Origin of the sequence: Burkholderia sp. LFS061, from assembly GCF_047978125.1 — a bacterium.
Classification (GTDB): Bacteria; Pseudomonadota; Gammaproteobacteria; order Burkholderiales; family Burkholderiaceae; genus Burkholderia; species Burkholderia pyrrocinia_C.
The window spans coordinates 22,533-38,564 of sequence record NZ_JBFPFS010000022.1; the positions used below are offsets into that span (position 1 = coordinate 22,533).

The 16,032-nt window shown below is 61.2% G+C and carries 17 protein-coding genes and 1 pseudogene; 8 read left to right on the forward strand and 10 right to left on the reverse strand.

Annotated features, from left to right (window positions below; genetic code table 11):
- Positions 1–16: 16 nt before the first annotated feature.
- The 3 genes from ACNQQL_RS19955 to ACNQQL_RS19965 all read right to left on the reverse strand — a co-directional run bounded on the left by ACNQQL_RS19955 (position 17) and on the right by ACNQQL_RS19965 (position 2,457).
- Positions 17–1,174: an iron-containing alcohol dehydrogenase gene (locus tag ACNQQL_RS19955; protein WP_347065202.1), complete on the reverse strand. Its 1,158-nt coding sequence runs from the start codon at positions 1,172–1,174 to the stop codon at positions 17–19.
- A complete protein-coding gene (locus ACNQQL_RS19960) occupies positions 1,171–1,506 on the reverse strand; it encodes a putative quinol monooxygenase (protein WP_072436456.1) in 336 nt (111 codons plus the stop codon). Before ACNQQL_RS19960 ends, ACNQQL_RS19955 begins: the two co-directional genes overlap by 4 nt.
- A gap of 234 nt (positions 1,507–1,740) precedes the next feature.
- Entirely contained in the window at positions 1,741–2,457 is a 717-nt protein-coding gene (locus ACNQQL_RS19965) for an SDR family oxidoreductase (protein WP_347065203.1), read from the reverse strand.
- Between the two features lie 133 nt (positions 2,458–2,590).
- On the opposite strand from ACNQQL_RS19965, the gene ACNQQL_RS19970 reads away from it, so the two are divergent.
- The 4 genes from ACNQQL_RS19970 to ACNQQL_RS19985 all read left to right on the forward strand — a co-directional run bounded on the left by ACNQQL_RS19970 (position 2,591) and on the right by ACNQQL_RS19985 (position 6,427).
- The gene (locus tag ACNQQL_RS19970) at positions 2,591–3,568 is read left to right on the forward strand and encodes a LysR substrate-binding domain-containing protein (protein ID WP_347065255.1); all 978 of its coding nucleotides are present in this window, start codon (positions 2,591–2,593) and stop codon (positions 3,566–3,568) included.
- A gap of 91 nt (positions 3,569–3,659) precedes the next feature.
- Positions 3,660–5,048, forward strand: coding sequence for a nucleobase:cation symporter-2 family protein (locus tag ACNQQL_RS19975; RefSeq protein ID WP_347065204.1), 1,389 nt, complete (start codon positions 3,660–3,662; stop codon positions 5,046–5,048).
- Between the two features lie 464 nt (positions 5,049–5,512).
- Positions 5,513–5,869, forward strand: coding sequence for a hypothetical protein (locus ACNQQL_RS19980; protein WP_371287030.1), 357 nt, complete (start codon positions 5,513–5,515; stop codon positions 5,867–5,869).
- Positions 5,870–6,109: 240 nt separating this feature from the next.
- A complete protein-coding gene (locus ACNQQL_RS19985; RefSeq protein ID WP_347065205.1) occupies positions 6,110–6,427 on the forward strand; it encodes a hypothetical protein in 318 nt (105 codons plus the stop codon).
- Between the two features lie 480 nt (positions 6,428–6,907).
- On the opposite strand, the gene ACNQQL_RS19990 is transcribed toward ACNQQL_RS19985, so the two are convergent.
- Positions 6,908–7,147, reverse strand: a complete 240-nt coding sequence (locus ACNQQL_RS19990; protein WP_204422641.1) for a hypothetical protein — start codon at positions 7,145–7,147, stop codon at positions 6,908–6,910.
- Positions 7,148–7,464: 317 nt separating this feature from the next.
- Between ACNQQL_RS19990 and ACNQQL_RS19995 the strand changes: the two genes are divergently transcribed.
- On the forward strand, positions 7,465–7,869 hold the full coding sequence (locus ACNQQL_RS19995) for an NUDIX hydrolase (protein ID WP_072436451.1): 405 nt from the start codon (positions 7,465–7,467) through the stop codon (positions 7,867–7,869).
- 104 nt (positions 7,870–7,973) lie between these two features.
- On the opposite strand, the gene ACNQQL_RS20000 is transcribed toward ACNQQL_RS19995, so the two are convergent.
- Positions 7,974–8,186, reverse strand: a complete 213-nt coding sequence (locus ACNQQL_RS20000; RefSeq protein ID WP_347065206.1) for a hypothetical protein — start codon at positions 8,184–8,186, stop codon at positions 7,974–7,976.
- A gap of 628 nt (positions 8,187–8,814) precedes the next feature.
- On the opposite strand from ACNQQL_RS20000, the gene ACNQQL_RS20005 reads away from it, so the two are divergent.
- Both ACNQQL_RS20005 and ACNQQL_RS20010 read left to right on the forward strand, forming a co-directional pair.
- Entirely contained in the window at positions 8,815–9,111 is a 297-nt protein-coding gene (locus ACNQQL_RS20005) for an H-NS histone family protein (protein WP_347065207.1), read from the forward strand.
- Positions 9,112–9,497: 386 nt separating this feature from the next.
- Positions 9,498–9,772: pseudogene (locus ACNQQL_RS20010) on the forward strand (kinase); the annotation flags it as partial.
- Positions 9,773–9,901: 129 nt separating this feature from the next.
- Here the strand turns inward: ACNQQL_RS20010 and ACNQQL_RS20015 are convergent.
- A complete protein-coding gene (locus ACNQQL_RS20015) occupies positions 9,902–11,749 on the reverse strand; it encodes a PAS domain S-box protein (RefSeq protein ID WP_347065208.1) in 1,848 nt (615 codons plus the stop codon).
- Positions 11,750–11,759: 10 nt separating this feature from the next.
- Complete coding sequence (locus ACNQQL_RS20020; protein WP_347065209.1) at positions 11,760–11,972, reverse strand: hypothetical protein; 213 nt, start codon at positions 11,970–11,972, stop codon at positions 11,760–11,762.
- A gap of 428 nt (positions 11,973–12,400) precedes the next feature.
- Here ACNQQL_RS20020 and ACNQQL_RS20025 point away from each other — a divergent pair, with 428 nt between their 5' ends.
- Positions 12,401–13,042: a response regulator transcription factor gene (locus ACNQQL_RS20025; protein ID WP_347065210.1), complete on the forward strand. Its 642-nt coding sequence runs from the start codon at positions 12,401–12,403 to the stop codon at positions 13,040–13,042.
- An 80-nt stretch (positions 13,043–13,122) separates the two neighbouring features.
- Here the strand turns inward: ACNQQL_RS20025 and ACNQQL_RS20030 are convergent, their stop codons facing one another.
- The 3 genes from ACNQQL_RS20030 to ACNQQL_RS20040 all read right to left on the reverse strand — a co-directional run bounded on the left by ACNQQL_RS20030 (position 13,123) and on the right by ACNQQL_RS20040 (position 15,686).
- A complete protein-coding gene (locus tag ACNQQL_RS20030; RefSeq protein ID WP_347065211.1) occupies positions 13,123–13,731 on the reverse strand; it encodes a recombinase family protein in 609 nt (202 codons plus the stop codon).
- A 471-nt stretch (positions 13,732–14,202) separates the two neighbouring features.
- Positions 14,203–14,709: a hypothetical protein gene (locus ACNQQL_RS20035; RefSeq protein ID WP_347065212.1), complete on the reverse strand. Its 507-nt coding sequence runs from the start codon at positions 14,707–14,709 to the stop codon at positions 14,203–14,205.
- Positions 14,710–14,867: 158 nt separating this feature from the next.
- A complete protein-coding gene (locus tag ACNQQL_RS20040; RefSeq protein ID WP_347065213.1) occupies positions 14,868–15,686 on the reverse strand; it encodes an FkbM family methyltransferase in 819 nt (272 codons plus the stop codon).
- Between the last annotated feature and the right edge of the window lie 346 nt (positions 15,687–16,032).

Here is a 16,032-nt window from a genome sequence, read left to right on the forward strand (position 1 = left end):
CAGCCCGCCTGCCGCGTCACCACGCCTGCCGATAGATCGCCAGCGCGTCGGCCTCGGTCACCTCGCGCGGATTGTTCACGAGCAGGCGCGTCTGCAGCATCGCGTCCGACGCCATCCTCGGCAGGTCGCCCTCGCCGATACCGACTTCGCGCAGCGTGCGCGGGATGCCCGTCGCGACGATCAGCCGGTCGATCTCCGCGATCAGCGCATGCGTTCTCGCTTCGTCGCTGCCCGTCGCCGACGGCGCGACGATCGCCGCGAGTTCCGCATACAGCGGCGCGGCGGTCGGCGCGTTGAAGCGCAGCACGTGCGGCAGCACGAGCGCATTCGACAGCCCGTGCGGCACGTGGAAGATCCCGCCGACCGGATAGGCCAGCGCATGCACGGCCGCGACCGGCGCGTTCGCGAATGCCTGCCCGGCGAACATCGCACCGACCAGCATCGACTCGCGTGCGTGCCGGTTGCGGCCGTCGTCGCAGGCCGCGAGCAGGTTGCGCGACAGCAGCGTCAGCGCGTGCACGGCCAGCATGTCGGACACCGGATTCTTCAGCCGCGCGGACGTATAGGCTTCGATCGCATGCACCATCGCGTCGATGCCCGTCGCGGCCGTCGCCGCACGCGGCAGGCCGAGCGTCAGCTCGGCATCGAGGATCGCGACGTCCGCGAACAGGTGCGGCGACACGACGCCCATCTTGCGCGCCTCGCCGACCGTGACGATCGATACGGCCGTCACTTCGGAGCCCGTGCCGGCCGTCGTCGGCATCTGCACGAGCGGCAGCCGCGCGCTCGCGACCTTGTCGACGCCGTACATGTCGGCCAGCACCTGCTGCCCCGGTGCAAGCACCGCGATCAGCTTCGCGACGTCCATCGACGATCCGCCGCCCAGGCCAAGCACGATCTCGGCCTCGGCCGAGACGGCCCGACTGGTCGCTTCGAGCACCACGTGCTCGGGCGGATCGGCGATCACGTCGTCGATCACGGTGACCTGCCAGCCGTGCGCGGCAAGGCTCTCCAGCGCGGGCGCAAGCACGCCACTGCGATGCAGGAACGCATCGGTGACGACGCACAGCCGCACGAGCGCCGGAAAGCGTTCGTGCAACAACGCGCCGAGCCGGCGCGCGGCGCCGAATTCGACGATCTGCGTCGGAACGGTACGGAATTGAAACGGGTTCATCGAATGCCTCCCGGTGGCGTCGCCGTGCCGGTGTCCGGCTGCACCATGTAGCGCGACACGTCGCGGCGATCGAGCAACGGAATGATCGCCCCGACACCGATGCGCTGGAAATGCGGCGTTTCCCGATGCACGTCGAGCCCGTCCGCGTCGCGGTAACGCTCGAGGATCACGATGTGGTCGGGATCTTCCGGTGACCGGAAATACGCATAGTCGAGATTCTTCGGCTCGGCGCGCGTCGCGGGCGCGAGCTCCGCGAGCAGCTCGATCACGCGGTCGCCGTTGCCCGGCTTCGCGTAAAAATGTGCGATGACCTGCAGGTAAGGTTCATTCATGCGGGGCTCCGTGTTCGACAAACACCTGTCGCGACGGGGGCGCACGCAATCCGCTGCGAACCGGAGGGATTCAAACGCGATGGCGCGACACCGTGTCACTGACTCGTCGTCGCATTGTATTGAATCGGCAATACCTTCGCAGCGCCGTGGCCGAACTGCGAAAAACATGTCGAATCTCGCTGCATATTCACGAAGCGTCGGTTCGTAACCATCCGCCCACCGACACGCCGGCGACTACCACGGCACCGTCCGCCCCAGATAGTCGAGGTATTCGAGCCCGGGGCGCCCCCGCTTCGCGATCAGCACGTCGACGAGGCTCGGCACGCTCTCGTCGATGGTCAGGCGTGCATCGGGCCCGCCCAGCTCCGTACGGACCCAGCCGGGCGCCATCAGCGCCAGCGCGCGCGGCGTGTCGGCCTGGCGCGCCGCGAAGCTGCGCATGAACTGGTTCAGCGCGGCCTTGCTGCCGCGATAGACCTCGCGCATCCCGCTGACGTTGTTCGCAACGCTGCCCTGCCCCGACGACATCGCGCCGATCAGGCCATGCGCGGTCACGAGATCCTGCAACGCCTCGATCACGCGCATCGGTGCAAGCGCATTCGTAATCATCACGCGCACGAATTCGTCGGTCGTCACTTCGCCGATCGTTTCGTTCGGGTCGTTGGTCGTCCCCGCATTCACGAACAGCACGTCGAAGCGCCTGCCCGACAGGCGCTCGCGCAGCGCCGCCAGTTGCGCCGGCTCGCAGATGTCGAGCGTATCGATCCCGAGCCGGCCGTCGAAGCGGTCCGCTAGGTCGTGCAGCTTCGTGCGTCCCGATCCTTCACGCACGGTGCCCGTTACGTTCCAGCCCTTGTTCAGGAATTGCTCCGCCATCGCAAGCCCGAGGCCGCGCGAAGCCGCGACGAGCAGGATCGAGGGTGCGTTCGGGTTCGATACGGTCGATTGCATGGTTGCCGCCTTTGCCGGGTTTCACGATGCGCCTACTATAGGCGCGCACCGGACCATGCACCAGACGCACCGAATGCAATCAATAGTTGCATCGAACGCCATGCCAGACCACGCAGTGGCGTATCCTGTCCGCATGGAAGACATCGACCTGAATCTCGTTACGGCGCTCGACGCGCTGCTGTCGGAAAGCAGCGTGACGGGCGCGGCGCGCCGGCTTGGCCTGAGCACGTCCGCCATGAGCCGCACGCTCACACGGCTGCGGCTCTCCACCGGCGACCCGTTGCTCGTGCGCGCCGGGCGCAAGCTCGTGCCGACGCCGCACGCGGCCGCATTGCGCGACCGCGTGCATGCGATTGCGAGCGACGCGCGCGCCGTGCTGCGGCCGGCGACGGCCGACGTGGACATGGCGACGCTCGCATCCACGTTCACCATTCGCGCGTCGGCGTCGTTCATGGAAATGCTGTCCGGCCCGGTGGTCGCCGCGATCGGCGAAGTCGCGCCGCACGTGCGCATCCGCTTCGTGCCCAAGCCCGACCGCGATCCGCAAGCGCTGCGCGACGGCACCGTCGATCTGGAAATCGGCAAGCGCGGCGACGACGCGCCCGAGCTGCACACACGCATGCTCGGTCACGACTGGCACGTCGCGGTGGCGCGCGCCGGACATCCGCTGTTCGCGTCGGCCAGGATCACGCCCGCACGCTATGCGGCCTGCCGTCACGTGATCGCATCGCAGCTCGGCGATTTCGACGGACCGGCCGACGACTCGACCGACCGATCCGGGCCGGGCCATACCGTGCACGTCGTCGTCCCCGGCTACCCCGATGCGATGCGTGTTGCGGCCAGCACCGACCTGATCGCGCTGGTGCCGCGCTCGAGCCTCGGCAACGCGTTCTCGCCGGGGCTCGCGGAAGCCCTCGGGCTACGCAGCTTCGAGATCCCGGTCCGCCTGCCCGCGATCCTCGTCGCCGCGCTATGGCATCCGCGCAATCACGGCGATCCCGTCCATCGTCGCCTGCGCGACGCGGTGATTGCGGTCTGCCAGCGCGCGTATCCGGATTCCCGCGCGCCACGCACACCGGCACGCGGCGCGGGAACACGCACGGCCGGCTGACGCCGAGCGCGTACCCGACGCCCGCCCCGGCGGCGCCGGCGGGCCCTTCGGCTAAAATGCCGCACTTTCCACCTTGTCCGGCCCGCTCGCCATGCAACCCGCCTCCCACGCCCAACCCGCCTCCCACGGCACAGACGCCGCAGAATCGGCCCGCGACCTCGTCTACGGCCCGAACGACCGGCCGGCGCCGATGGTCGCCTTCGTCGCCGCGCTGCAGCACCTGCTGGCGATCATCGTGCCGATCGTCACGCCCGGCTTGTTGATCTGCCAGGCGCTCGGCGTATCCAGCCGCGATACGACCCTGATCGTATCGATGTCGCTGGTGATTTCCGGCATCGCCACCTTCGTCCAGTGCAAGCGCTTCGGCCCGCTGGGCGCCGGCCTGCTGATCGTCCAGGGCACCAGCTTCAACTTCGTCGGCCCGCTGATCGCGGGCGGCAGCCTGATGGTCAAGCAGGGCACGCCGGTCGAGACCGTGATGGCCGCGATCTTCGGCGTCGTGATGGCCGGTTCGTTCGTCGAGATGAGCGTGTCGCGCATCCTGCCGTTCGTGAAGCGCCTGATCACGCCGCTCGTCACCGGCATCGTCGTGCTGCTGATCGGCCTCACGCTGATCAAGGTCGGCCTCGTCAGCATGGGCGGCGGCTTTGGCGCGATGGCAAAGGGCACGTTCGCGAGCGCGGAGAACCTGACGCTGTCCGGCCTCGTGCTCGGCACGATCATCCTGCTGAACCGCGTGCCGATCGTCTGGGTGCGCAGCACCGCGCTCGTCATCGCGCTCGCGATCGGCTACCTCGCGGCTGCGTTCCTCGGCCGCCTCGACTTCACCGGCATGCAGCAGGCCGCGCTGTTCCAGGTTCCGACGCCGCTGCACTTCGGCATCGGCTTCTCGTGGTCGCTGTTCGTGCCGATGCTGATCATCTACCTCGTCACGTCGCTCGAAGCGATCGGCGACGTCACGGCCACCAGCAAGATCTCGAACGAGCCGGTCGAGGGGCCGGTGTGGATGCAACGAATCAAGGGCGGCGTGCTCGTCAACGGCGCGAACTCGCTGCTGGCCGGCGTGTTCAATACGTTCCCGAGCTCCGTGTTCGCGCAGAACAACGGCGTGATCCAGATCACCGGCGTCGCGAGCCGCCATGTCGGCATCTGGATCGCGGGCATGCTGGTGGTGCTCGGCCTGTTCCCGGTCGTCGCCGGCGTGCTGCAGGCCGTGCCGGAGCCCGTGCTCGGCGGCGCGGCGATGGTGATGTTCGGCGCGGTGGCCGCATCGGGCATCAACATTCTCGCGGGCGTCCAGCTCGACCGCCGCGCGCTGCTGATCATCGCGGTGTCGCTGGCGCTCGGCCTCGGCGTGTCGCAGGTGCCGGACATTCTGAACAGCCTGCCGCACGCGCTGAAGAACGTGCTGGAATCGGGCGTCGCAACGGGCGGCATCTGCGCGCTCGTGATGAACTGGTTCCTGCCGGAAAAGAAGTAAGGACGGAATGCGCGGCAACCGCGCGGTGTTTCAGGCACCGCGTCGGCCGGCCCGCACGCCGGTTCAACCCGACCGCGCCAGACAGCCGCGGCCTCGCACCAGAGGCAATCCGCGTCGCCCGAAATAAGATGGCCACCCGAAGGGCGACGCGCGTATGATGAACTCATCCGGGCATTCTTGAGCCGTTCGACTGCTCGCCCTCCATCTCCCCTCTTGCTGCATCGCGCTCACGTTCGCACGCAGCGTTACGCCTTTCGCCCCACCCCGTCGCGCCACACTGGCGATACTGGCCGGACGCGTTCGTCCCCGCGATTCGTCGCGACCGAACGTTCAGAAGCTCGTCATGAGCGTGCGTCTTTATCGTGGGTTCGAATTTTGCCCGCTCATTTGTCCCCATGTGTCGGCGCAGAACGGCCGCCCGCATGATGACGACGCCGGCTTCGTCACAGTGGTCGAGATTTTACGTGCGGGCACTGACGACAACATCGCTCGAAACTGGCCCGCACGGCGGCTTTTCGAGTGAAATCAAACGCGCTCGCCGTGCAGCAAGCCAAGAAGTGAACCATAACCGGGAGTCGAAAAACATGAGCTGGTACTGCGATGTGGAGCGCGAACTGGCTCATATCAGGGGAGCGATCGGACTGCTCGAGCAAACACACGACGCCTTCACCAACCGATCGCCAGTGAGCGATCCGGCGTATTGGCGAGTCAAGCTCGACACACTCCGGACACGATTTGAGCGCAATAAGGTACTTGAATACCAGATCACCGAGCTTTCCGCTCGCCTCGATCGAATCCGGGATCCGAACTTCCGCAAATAAGAATTTGCCACGCACGTCCGAGAATTCGGTTGCACATCAATTCGGGACCCAACACATCTTGAATGCCGGATTGCAGGCTGCAGAACAGCTCGGCGAACGCAGTATCCGCGGCGGCGGTCGTCGCGCGAGTCGCCTTGACCCGGCCTCACTCGCGAGTCGGTTCGTCATCCATATCGTTTTTCCGGCATGCATCCCGGGAAGCAGCCAAACCGGGCTCATGCCGGACTTCGGAGCAACATCATGACTGACGCCAACCCAAACAGCACCTTCCGGCACCTTCCACTGACACCCGAACAGGATGCGGAAATCCGGCACTACATCAGGAAGAAAGAACAACGGGGCGAACCATGGGACACCCTGGAACTGGCGACGATGCTCAAGGACATGCTCGATCCTCCCGTCAATGACGACGAGGAGCCCGACGCCGACGTCGAGGAAACGAAGCTGGCCTGCGAGTATGCATTGGCCTCGATCGACGAGGCCATGGAACCTGTTTCCGCGAGTGAGGAACGAAACGCGGCAATGGAAGCCGAGGAGATGAAACACCCCAGGCGGTAGCGCGCCTCCAGATCCGAAACTCGAACCGAAGCTGCGCCGTCGTCCCGATCTTCATCGCCTTTGTGTCGCCCTTCCGTATCGTTGCCGCTTGCAAAAGCTGGAACGAATGCGTCGGGCACGATCCTGACGCCGCAAGCTGCATCGACACCGGGCCCGAAGACGGGCGATGTCGCGCAAAGCCCGGTCGAAGCGAGCGAACTCCGTGGACTCGCCCCAGGCAAGCTTTGCCTTCAACCTGGACCGGCCGGCCATCCTTCCACCCGCTTTGTCGCGTATGCAACCGCATCGTCACGCGCCTCGAAGCCGGCCAGATCGCCGCTGGCGTGCGCTTGTCCCTGACGGCGGATGCGATCGCGGATTGCTTCCGATCCGATCGCAGGCATGACACCTGCATCGAGTGCGTTTCGCCATCCTGACCGAATCCCTTCCGAGCAAACCACGGCAGTGCACGACCTGTGCAGACGACCGTTCAGAAGAAGTTCAGTGCGCCCATAGCTGGCCACGCCGCTCGATCGAGGCCACAACGATATTCAATACATGACGGACGACGTCCTCATCCGTCATACCCGCATCAAGGTACTGGCGGACCTTCATGATCTGCGGCTGATGAGAACCGTCATCGTTGTCCATCACGAAAATACTGGCCGTCGCGGTGTCGGTCATCAGGGCTACCTGAATGGTCTTGCCGAAAACGATCGTTTGCATGCTTAGGGTAGTCATCGCCGTGTCCGGTCTGGTTATTGGGGGCTCAAGTATGCGCCCCTATACCCGGGCGAATCCTCCTGTAAGCGCTCCATTTCCAGCCGATTCACGGGTTATTCGCTCGCTGCGAGCAGCTTCGACTTATCGGTGCAATTTCGGTGCCGATCGCTCGGGTTTATTTTGCATCTCGGATTCAACCCGTCGGTTCCCGGTGCTCGCACAAGTCACTCTGGACATAACCGGTTTCCGTATGATCGAGCGGTTCCGGCAGATGCCGCCTTGGCACCGTGATCAACGCTGGCTAGAATCTCGCCAGTGTCCATGCACCCGAGCCCATGAGTTCTCCCCAACCGACCGAAGTACCCGTTAAAGAACGGGCGACGATCGTCTGCTACCGCGACGGCCAAGTCTTGCTCGTCGCGCGCGCGTCGTCGCGCTGGGCCCTTCCGGGCGGCACGATCAAGCGTGGGGAAACGCCGCTCGAAGCCGCGCATCGCGAGTTATGCGAAGAAACCGGCATAACCGGCCAGCATCTCGTTTACTCGATGCAGTTCACCGGACTCGCGAAGGCACATCACGTGTTCTTCACCGAAGTCGGCCCGAACCAGACGCCGCAAGCGAACAACGAGATCGAGAAATGCAGGTGGTTTCCCGTCGACGGCGTCGACGACCTACGCGCGAGCATCCCGACGAAGCGAATCGTCGAACTCGTCTATAACCACGAAATCCGCAAGTCGTAGCCCGCACGAATCCCGTGCGGCTCGTGCGCATAGAGGACAAGCGCATTCCCGAGCCGTCTCCGGCCCGAGTCGTTTTCCGTGGATCACTGCGGCCGCGCGGCCGCTCAGTGCGCGCGCTTTCTTCGTAACTCGTGCGTGGAATAAACGACGAGGAAGATGCCCAGCATCGCGGCACCGGACGCCATGAAGTCGTTTGCGGTTCCCGAGCTGTGCAGGGACGTCGGGAAGATGCCGAGACTCAGTCCTGCGGCGGCAAGAAGCAATCCTGCAGCCACACCCCAGATCGGTCCGGCGGTCTTGTCGATTTTATTTTTCATGCAGCACCCGTCTACAGTCATTACCTGGCCGGTATCGGCAAAAGGCGCCGCGCCTACCTCCAGTGGTTCCACTATAGCCGGGAAATAATTCGCAAACTTTCAGTGCTTTTCCCGATCAAGTTTGTTCGGTTACGGCCGCTGTGCAGTGCCGGCCCGCGGCGCAAGTACGCGCCGTCAAGCACGCCGATTCGCAGGAAAACGGGATGGCGGAAGGCAGCAGACTCCAACCATCGGCCGCGGAGACCCGCCAGGTAAGACTCCCGCAATTGCAGATGGCCTCCTACCTACGATCCTACCCATATCGGGTTCGGTGGCAATCCTATATCGGCCGCAACGCCCTGATGGCAATGGGACGCCGAGCAGTTTTCCGCCAAAATGCCCCAAAAGCTGCCCTCACGGCGTCGGTTGCGTTCAGGACGCGCCCTACAGGCCGCTACGATGCTGGCATGTGGTCCGACGAGAGAGTTATGTAAATCAATCACAGTCAGAATTATCCTGCAAACCTGCGTGATGGATTTCGGTCGGATGACGTCACTTTCGCACGGATTCTCGTTCCCCCGTCGATGGGCAGCACCCCGATGAAGTCGTCGATTGACTAATTTTTCCACAAGGAGATACCTTCAGACTCATGGCTACTTATCTCGAACTCAAAGCGCAGGCAGAAGCTCTGGCACAGCAAGCGGAGGAAGCCCGGCTCGCCGAACTGGACAGCATCATCGCGACGATGCGTGAACAGATCGCCGAGTATGGCATCACGCCCGAGCAGATTTTTGGGCGACGTCGTGCAGTTTCCACCAGCACGCGGGCGCAGATTGCCCCGAAATACCGAGATCCTAAGACCGGGGCAACCTGGAGCGGCCGCGGCAAAGCACCTCAATGGATTGCGAACGCAAAGAACCGCGATCGGTTTTTGATCGAACAGTAAGCCCGACAAGCGGTTGAGCACGATGCCGTTCTCGTTCCCCACAGGAAATACTGGGCGACGTGTCGTGAGCCGACATCTTTGTTGCCGCGGCAAACAGGCATGGCGACATATTTCCGCGTGCAGCGGTGGCCGTAAAAGATGGATGTGCTACGTTGACCCGTGATGGCGCCGAAGTCTGGAACTGCAGCGCGCGCTACGCTGCTGCGCACTTCAACGTTCAGTCCGCTTGGATGGATCTGCCGATGAGCCAGCGTGTTCAGATTACGCCGGGCGTCGTGTTCTCCGCCGATGTACTTGGTGCCGAGTGGGCACGCAAGTATCAACAGTTCGCCGGGGGAGAAGTGCTAAGCGGGAATGCCCCGTCCGCGGTTCGGCGGGGACGCCCTCAGCGGCGTCGCTGCGCGCTCGCGAAGCGCACGCTCAATCGCCCGTTCGCCGGCCCGCTGTATCTGGGCGTCTGGCCGCTCGTCGCACGCGGCCGGCGATGCGCGTTCGGTGCGCCGGCGCGGACCGGCGGGCACCGGCATCGGCAGCAGACGGCACCCGGCGAGTATCGCTGCGTGCGGATCGGCATGCGCACGGTTTAGTGCGCGCATGCCACGGGTATCTGCATCTCGATAACATCGTCCGCTGGCGCAACCGGATCCTGATGTTGAACTGCAAGACTGAATCCCGTCAGCGAGAAAGGCCGAGGGGAACAAGACATTGCGGCGCCGGGCCGACGAGATCCTCGCTCGGCTCGAACGGCTTTGAGCGCGGCATCGCGTGACGTCTGCTGCACATCCCCGCATTACCATGCGAAGTCCGCTCGCTGCGACACATTCAGCGCCTTCGGCAAAACAACACGCACGACGGTCCCCGTCCCGGCGGCACTATCGATTTCAATCTCCGCCCCAAGCGCTCTCGCTCGCTCTTGCATTCCGAGCAAACCATAGGTAGTTCGCTGAGATTGGGTCTTCATTTCGAAACCTTGGCCATTGTCCGCAATCGACAGTTCGTATGCGGCGCCAAGATCAGCCATTCGCAGTTCGACGTGGGTGGCATTGGCGTGGCGCATGATGTTGGTCAGGGCCTCCTGGGCCACTCGAAACACCGCGGTCGCACGCGGCTCGTCGAGCGCCGGCTCTTCGCCGATGAGCAGAAAGCGGCACGTCATCAGTTCGTGACGCGAGAACTCCGCAGCGAGCCACTCGAGCGCGGATGCCAGACCGTAATTGAGTGCTGCCGGCCGAAGATGGCTCGCAACATCGCGCACAATCCGTACAGTCTTGTCGACGAGGCTAGCCATCTCGACAATCTTCTGTGCTTGCTGCTCCGAAACAGGCGCAATTCTCCCGAGCAGGCCGAGGTTGATTTTCAGTATGGTCAGCATCTGGCCCAACTCGTCGTGAATCGTCAATGCAATCTGCTTGCGCTCTTCTTCCCGAATCGATTCCATGTACTCCGCCAATTCCCGCAGTCGCTTTTTCGAAGCCCGGAGGTTGGCTTCGGCTCGCCGTCGCTCGGACACTTCGCCGGCCAGGCGCTCGCGATGCATTAGCAGCCGCTGATGCGCACGTCGCCGCTCGGTAATGTTCGAGATCATGCCTTCCAGAAATTCGACGGATCCCGACGAGTTCACGATTGCTCGTGCATTCAGTTCTACCCATATCCGCTCGCCATGCAGCTTGCGTAGTTCCATCTCGCATGCGACGACGCCATTATGCGCACTCGCATTCGCAAAAAGTTCGCTAATTTGCTCCGCGGAAAACAAGCGTCTCTGTGCGTATCCTCCCAGGCTTGCTTGCTTCAGTTGATCTGCGGACGGGTAATCGAACAAACGGACCATTGCGGGATTCACGTCCAGGAGCTGGCCGTTGCGATCCAGCCGGAATATCCCTTCGCTTGAGTTCTCGAAAATGCGCCGATACTTTGTTTCACTCGCACGTAACGAGCTTATCGTCGCACCTACGTTGCGAACCATGATATCCACACGCGCCGCAAACATGGCGAGTTGCCCCCTTGTCCCGACGGAGCCCGTGACACTCAGATCACCCAATGCAATCCGGTCCACCTTGCGGGACAATGGGTCGATGGGCCTCCGCACCATCCATTTCAGCAGATACAGTGTGACGATATGCAACCCGGCGAGCAGGACGAAAAAGGTTGTAAGCAGTATCGTCTGAGCGTGCCGAATCTCGGCTCTCACGATGTCGGTCGACATCACGACTTTGATAGAGCCCAGGCGCTCACGATCCGCGCCGTCCGGACCTGCATGATATATCCCGGTAACCCGGACGATCTCGCCCATCGGATGAGTGGACGGATGTGGCTTTACCGATGAGATGACGCCACCCTGGACCGTCGTGACCGTGAACTCGTCGACTTCGGGATTGCCAGCAAGAGAATTGATCAGCGCGTCGATGGACGGCTTGTCGCCGTTACGTAGCAAGGGGGCGATTGCCAGACTCAGGAAATCGCTGATACGTGCCGTCCTGCTCTCCAGCTCGGCAAAGTGAATTTCCTCTTCGTGCCGCGTCAGTGCGTATCCACCGATTCCGCCGACAACAAGCATCATCGCAAACAGCCCCAACATCAGCCGGCCATGCAATCCGAGCCGCCGAAGCGGGTATACCAGCCATTTGATGCAAGACGTCATGCCAACTTCTTCACGTGGTCCAGTAGACGGTCGATGCCAAACTCGTCGGGGGTGCGACGAACATCGCGGTACCAGAAAAAAGGCCGAAATCCGAATCGGCCGGGCCATTGAACAGCAGCTCGCAAAAGTGCGCCGCGCGCCCGAAAGAGATCAGCGTCGACGTGTTGCAGATAACGCTCCCGACGCTGCGATGCACCACCCCTTGTCCGTCATCGTACAACAATTCAAGGCTCCTCTGAACCGCTTCTACGTCCTCTGCCCTGAATCGCGGTAGCAATGGTCGCGGCCGTGCTGCCGCGCGGCGGGGCTGCGCTGCAATTGAGCAGCGAAACGCGGCGACCGCGAAATCCAACCGGCTGAGCGTGCCGTTCGTCTCAACGTAGATACCGATGGACCGAGGGGATTTGCCCCCAATTCATAGAACCGTGAAACGACTAGCTCCGACACGAGCTGCCGCACTGGCAACCCGCCTTCGTGGCCGAGGCAAAATCGCCACATGCCAATACCTGAGGCCTTGCTGCCAATTTTTTCTCAAACAATTATAATCGCGCCAATTTTTCAATATTACGAAGTAGATGCGTCGTAACGCACCCGATTGGTGCGAGACGCCACGTATGTCTGCAGCCACTTACCTCCGAGTGGGTACGCCTTATGATCCGCACCTTTATCGTCGACGACCATACCCTCGTCCGCGCCGGCATCACGCAAATCCTTTCCACGACGCCTGACATCGCTGTGGTGGGGGAAGCAGGAGATGGCGACGAGGCGCTCGCACTGCTGCGGACTCAGCCATTTGACATGTTGCTACTCGACATGATGTTGCCCGGAGCGTCAGGCGTCGAATTGATCCTGTCGATCCGTCACGAATATCCTGCACTGCCGATCCTGGTGCTGAGCGTTCATGACGACAGCCAGACAGTCACTCGTGCATTGCGCGCCGGTGCGTCTGGCTACTTGGCAAAGACCAGCGAGCCTCACATACTGATTTCAGCAATTCGCCGGCTCGCCAGCGGCGGACGCTTCATCGACCCGCAGCTCGTCGAAACACTTATCTTTGACGCGCCTCAAGCGCTACCGGCTGGCAGGGAATTGCTATCGGCTCGCGAACAGCAAGTGCTGGAGCGTCTTGCCGCAGGCTGCACCATAAACGAAATTGCCGCCGAGTTTTCCCTCAGCGCTAAAACCATCAGCACACATAAAATGAGACTCATGCAGAAGCTTGGCATCGACAATAATGCCGACCTGATTCGATATGCGATAGAAAACAATGTTCGCGCCAGCCAATTTATCTGACTTGGAAATATATTTTAAATTGATATATTCCAATACAAAATAAACTAAATTTCGGTCGAAGGACGAGGTTCGGTCACGCTTTAATTAATTTCGGTATCAGCAACATACATATGTTCGGCTTCAGCCCGATACGATTTGATATGTCGCATCAAGGTCGCACGGTGCACGTTGAAACGTTTTGCAACCTGTGACAGGGAGTAGTGTCTCAACAAGTCGCGCGCCTCGATACATTGGGCGTCGCTCAGTACCTTCGGGCGCCCGATCTGGCTGCCCCGATCGCGGGCGGCCTCCATCCCGGCACGCGTCCGCTCACTAATTAGGCCTCGCTCGAACTCGGCAATGGCCGCGAGCATATGGAAAGTAAAGCGCCCGCTCGACGAACGCGTATCAATATATTCCGTCAGCGATACGACGCGGATCTTACGCTTGTCGAGCTGAGCCATGATGTTCGCTAGATGACTGAGCGAGCGTCCGAGCCGATCGAGCTTCCAGACGACGAGCGTATCGCCGGTTGCCGTCACCTCCAGTACGCTGCTCAAGCCCGGCCGCTCGAACTTTGCGCCCGAAATTCCCTTGTCGAAATAGATCCCGTCGCATCCGAAGGTCTCGAGTGCCTTGATCTGCATATCGAGATGCTGTTCGTCGGTCGACACGCGCGCATATCCGACTTTTCTCCCCGTTTCGTACATGCCAATCCCTCAGATTATTTCCATGTCTGAAAATGTATTTCGATATGCGTGGCCGGAGCCACCCTGGAATTTTAATCTTCAGCCTTCTCGGCTCTCGACTTGCAGGAGTGTATCCTCACGAAATTGTTAATAATGTTAAACATTGAAAATGATGCGCACGATTATTTAGGCTTATCCGTAATTCCTATAACCCCATCGGATCACTCTCAATTCATCGATAAGGATTTCCCTACACGGATCACCAAAATCCTCAAACCTGGTCACCGGAAAATTTTTGCGAAATCTGCGCTACATCGATCGCACGGCAACTTGTCAACGAGACGTTTTATTGGCCCGAATTAAATAATTTATAGATTATTTCTTTGAATCGACCAATGATAATCCCTCTCTTCGCGCAGGGAACGCGGTGATTACCTTCCAAGGAACATGCAACGCGCGTGGCGCACTTGTCCCTGCTCGCGGCGCTCCGGCCTACGATGCCGCGATCTGTCGCCGCGCAAATGCTTCACGGCGCACATGCGCGGTGGGCAGCGAGATCAATCGGCCCACGTTGACGGGAAACGGAGGACCGGATGCCAGGGCTGCCGCCTCATCTCGCGAGAAACGAGATGTCGAACAACACCCCGAACGCGACATCACGAGCCGCCCCTGAAGGATTGCCTGCAACCGGCATGCGTCGTAGGCCTTCATCGGCGAACACTTCGCCTTGCCCAGCGCGATGACGGGCGGCACAATCAGCACCGAGGTCACCAACGCAACCCCGACGACGACAGGCCGCCACCCGTCGGCAGGCAACCTCGTAAGGGATTCGATCGCGTAACCCGCGAAGGGCACGGCAGCAGCGCCGCAGACGAGGAACAGCGCATCGATTTCGCAAGAAGTATCCATGGCGTGCAGATCCTGATGGACCCGACGCGCAACGCCAACGGCTGTACTGCAGGCAGCGCGCACCCAGTGAGCGTGGAGAAAGATTTTCATGCCGCAGTTGCCGTTGCAGGACGATGCGCACGCGTTCGATCACGCGGGCCCAGTCCCTGAGCGTCCCCTACCCCAAGAACGTCTGGGCGGCGATCGATGCACGGGTCGGTCGCAACCAAGTCGTCGCTAGGTTAAAGCCTTCGCAGACCACATCCGCCTCAATTGAGATAGGTCACTCCATCTTGATGGCTCAGGTGTTGCAGCACGGGATCACCCGAGTGAGCAGCGATGAGATTCATCCCAGCGGGGAAATAGCGGTATCCGAATTCGTCGAGCATACCTTTGATTGCTGCCTGATCGGACTTGATAATTTCGATCGCCAGTATCGGCTTGAGCGTCTGCAGCATGTGTCGGGCTCCGCGCAGCACGTCGACTTCCATCCCTTCGACGTCGAGCTTGAAGAAATCGACGCGTTCGAGTCCAAGCGAATCGATGCTGATCATCGGCACGCGCGTTCCGTTTGACGGGTCGTACGAAATGCGCTGCCCGATATCTTCGGTGTTCCCTTGCTGGCGCAATTCGAGACTGCCGAAGCTGGCGTGCGCGAAATAGTCCGGTTGTGGAACGATCAATTCGCCGTTGTGCTCGCCCAGAGCGGCAAGCTTCGCGCGTGCATTCAGGCAGTTGTTGAGAGCGATGTTGCCCGCCAGCGCATAGTAGATGACCTCCTGCGCTTCAAAACTGAGCACGCGTCCCCAGCCGTGCATGTGACGAGCCCATTCGATCGTATGCACGCCAATGTTGGCTCCGCCATCGATCGCCACGACACCATCGCCGAAATACTGCTGCCGGCGGCTAAGCAGGGCAAGCACGAAGGCGACTTCACTCACGTCATAGCTCGACTGTTGCAGGATCTGCTGTCCGACACCGTAGACGCCTCCGGAGGCGGCGACGTTGTAGTCGTTGCGATTGACGATCATCGTGCCATGATTCGAGGCTGCGAGTATGAAGGCAATGGGGCGATGGGGGAATGACATGCGACGGTGAGCCTTTCCAGGAAATTGTTCCGGTTGTCCGGTTCATCAAAATGTTCGCTTTATCGAACGCTCGTATAGAACCCGCCAGCGGGCATGAAAGGCGTCCGTTTTTGACTGGGCTTCATCGTCGACTCATTGAACCACAAGGGATTGAAGATCACGGCCCAAGAACCGCCATTCCGATAGGTAAAGCGTAATTTTCGATCTCGTACCATCAATATCAAATTTTTTGGTGAGATCTGCGGAGATATATCGATGAATGATTTTTTCGCGTCCGGATAAAGAATGTATCCACACGCCCTCTTCCAACTCCACCCAACATCAATTGATCTATTTTCGATAGTTT

What these genes read in the sequence shown, in the direction of transcription:
- ACNQQL_RS19955 (WP_347065202.1), bottom strand. Translation starts at nt 1,174, where the DNA reads ATGAACCCGTTTCAATTCCGTACCGTTCCGACGCAGATCGTCGAATTC.
- ACNQQL_RS19960 (WP_072436456.1), bottom strand. Translation starts at nt 1,506, where the DNA reads ATGAATGAACCTTACCTGCAGGTCATCGCACATTTTTACGCGAAGCCG.
- ACNQQL_RS19965 (WP_347065203.1), bottom strand. Translation starts at nt 2,457, where the DNA reads ATGCAATCGACCGTATCGAACCCGAACGCACCCTCGATCCTGCTCGTC.
- ACNQQL_RS19970 (WP_347065255.1), top strand. Translation starts at nt 2,591, where the DNA reads ATGGAAGACATCGACCTGAATCTCGTTACGGCGCTCGACGCGCTGCTG.
- ACNQQL_RS19975 (WP_347065204.1), top strand. Translation starts at nt 3,660, where the DNA reads ATGCAACCCGCCTCCCACGCCCAACCCGCCTCCCACGGCACAGACGCC.
- ACNQQL_RS19985 (WP_347065205.1), top strand. Translation starts at nt 6,110, where the DNA reads ATGACTGACGCCAACCCAAACAGCACCTTCCGGCACCTTCCACTGACA.
- ACNQQL_RS19990 (WP_204422641.1), bottom strand. Translation starts at nt 7,147, where the DNA reads ATGACTACCCTAAGCATGCAAACGATCGTTTTCGGCAAGACCATTCAG.
- ACNQQL_RS19995 (WP_072436451.1), top strand. Translation starts at nt 7,465, where the DNA reads ATGAGTTCTCCCCAACCGACCGAAGTACCCGTTAAAGAACGGGCGACG.
- ACNQQL_RS20000 (WP_347065206.1), bottom strand. Translation starts at nt 8,186, where the DNA reads ATGAAAAATAAAATCGACAAGACCGCCGGACCGATCTGGGGTGTGGCT.
- ACNQQL_RS20005 (WP_347065207.1), top strand. Translation starts at nt 8,815, where the DNA reads ATGGCTACTTATCTCGAACTCAAAGCGCAGGCAGAAGCTCTGGCACAG.
- ACNQQL_RS20015 (WP_347065208.1), bottom strand. Translation starts at nt 11,749, where the DNA reads ATGACGTCTTGCATCAAATGGCTGGTATACCCGCTTCGGCGGCTCGGA.
- ACNQQL_RS20025 (WP_347065210.1), top strand. Translation starts at nt 12,401, where the DNA reads ATGATCCGCACCTTTATCGTCGACGACCATACCCTCGTCCGCGCCGGC.
- ACNQQL_RS20030 (WP_347065211.1), bottom strand. Translation starts at nt 13,731, where the DNA reads ATGTACGAAACGGGGAGAAAAGTCGGATATGCGCGCGTGTCGACCGAC.
- ACNQQL_RS20035 (WP_347065212.1), bottom strand. Translation starts at nt 14,709, where the DNA reads ATGAAAATCTTTCTCCACGCTCACTGGGTGCGCGCTGCCTGCAGTACA.
- ACNQQL_RS20040 (WP_347065213.1), bottom strand. Translation starts at nt 15,686, where the DNA reads ATGTCATTCCCCCATCGCCCCATTGCCTTCATACTCGCAGCCTCGAAT.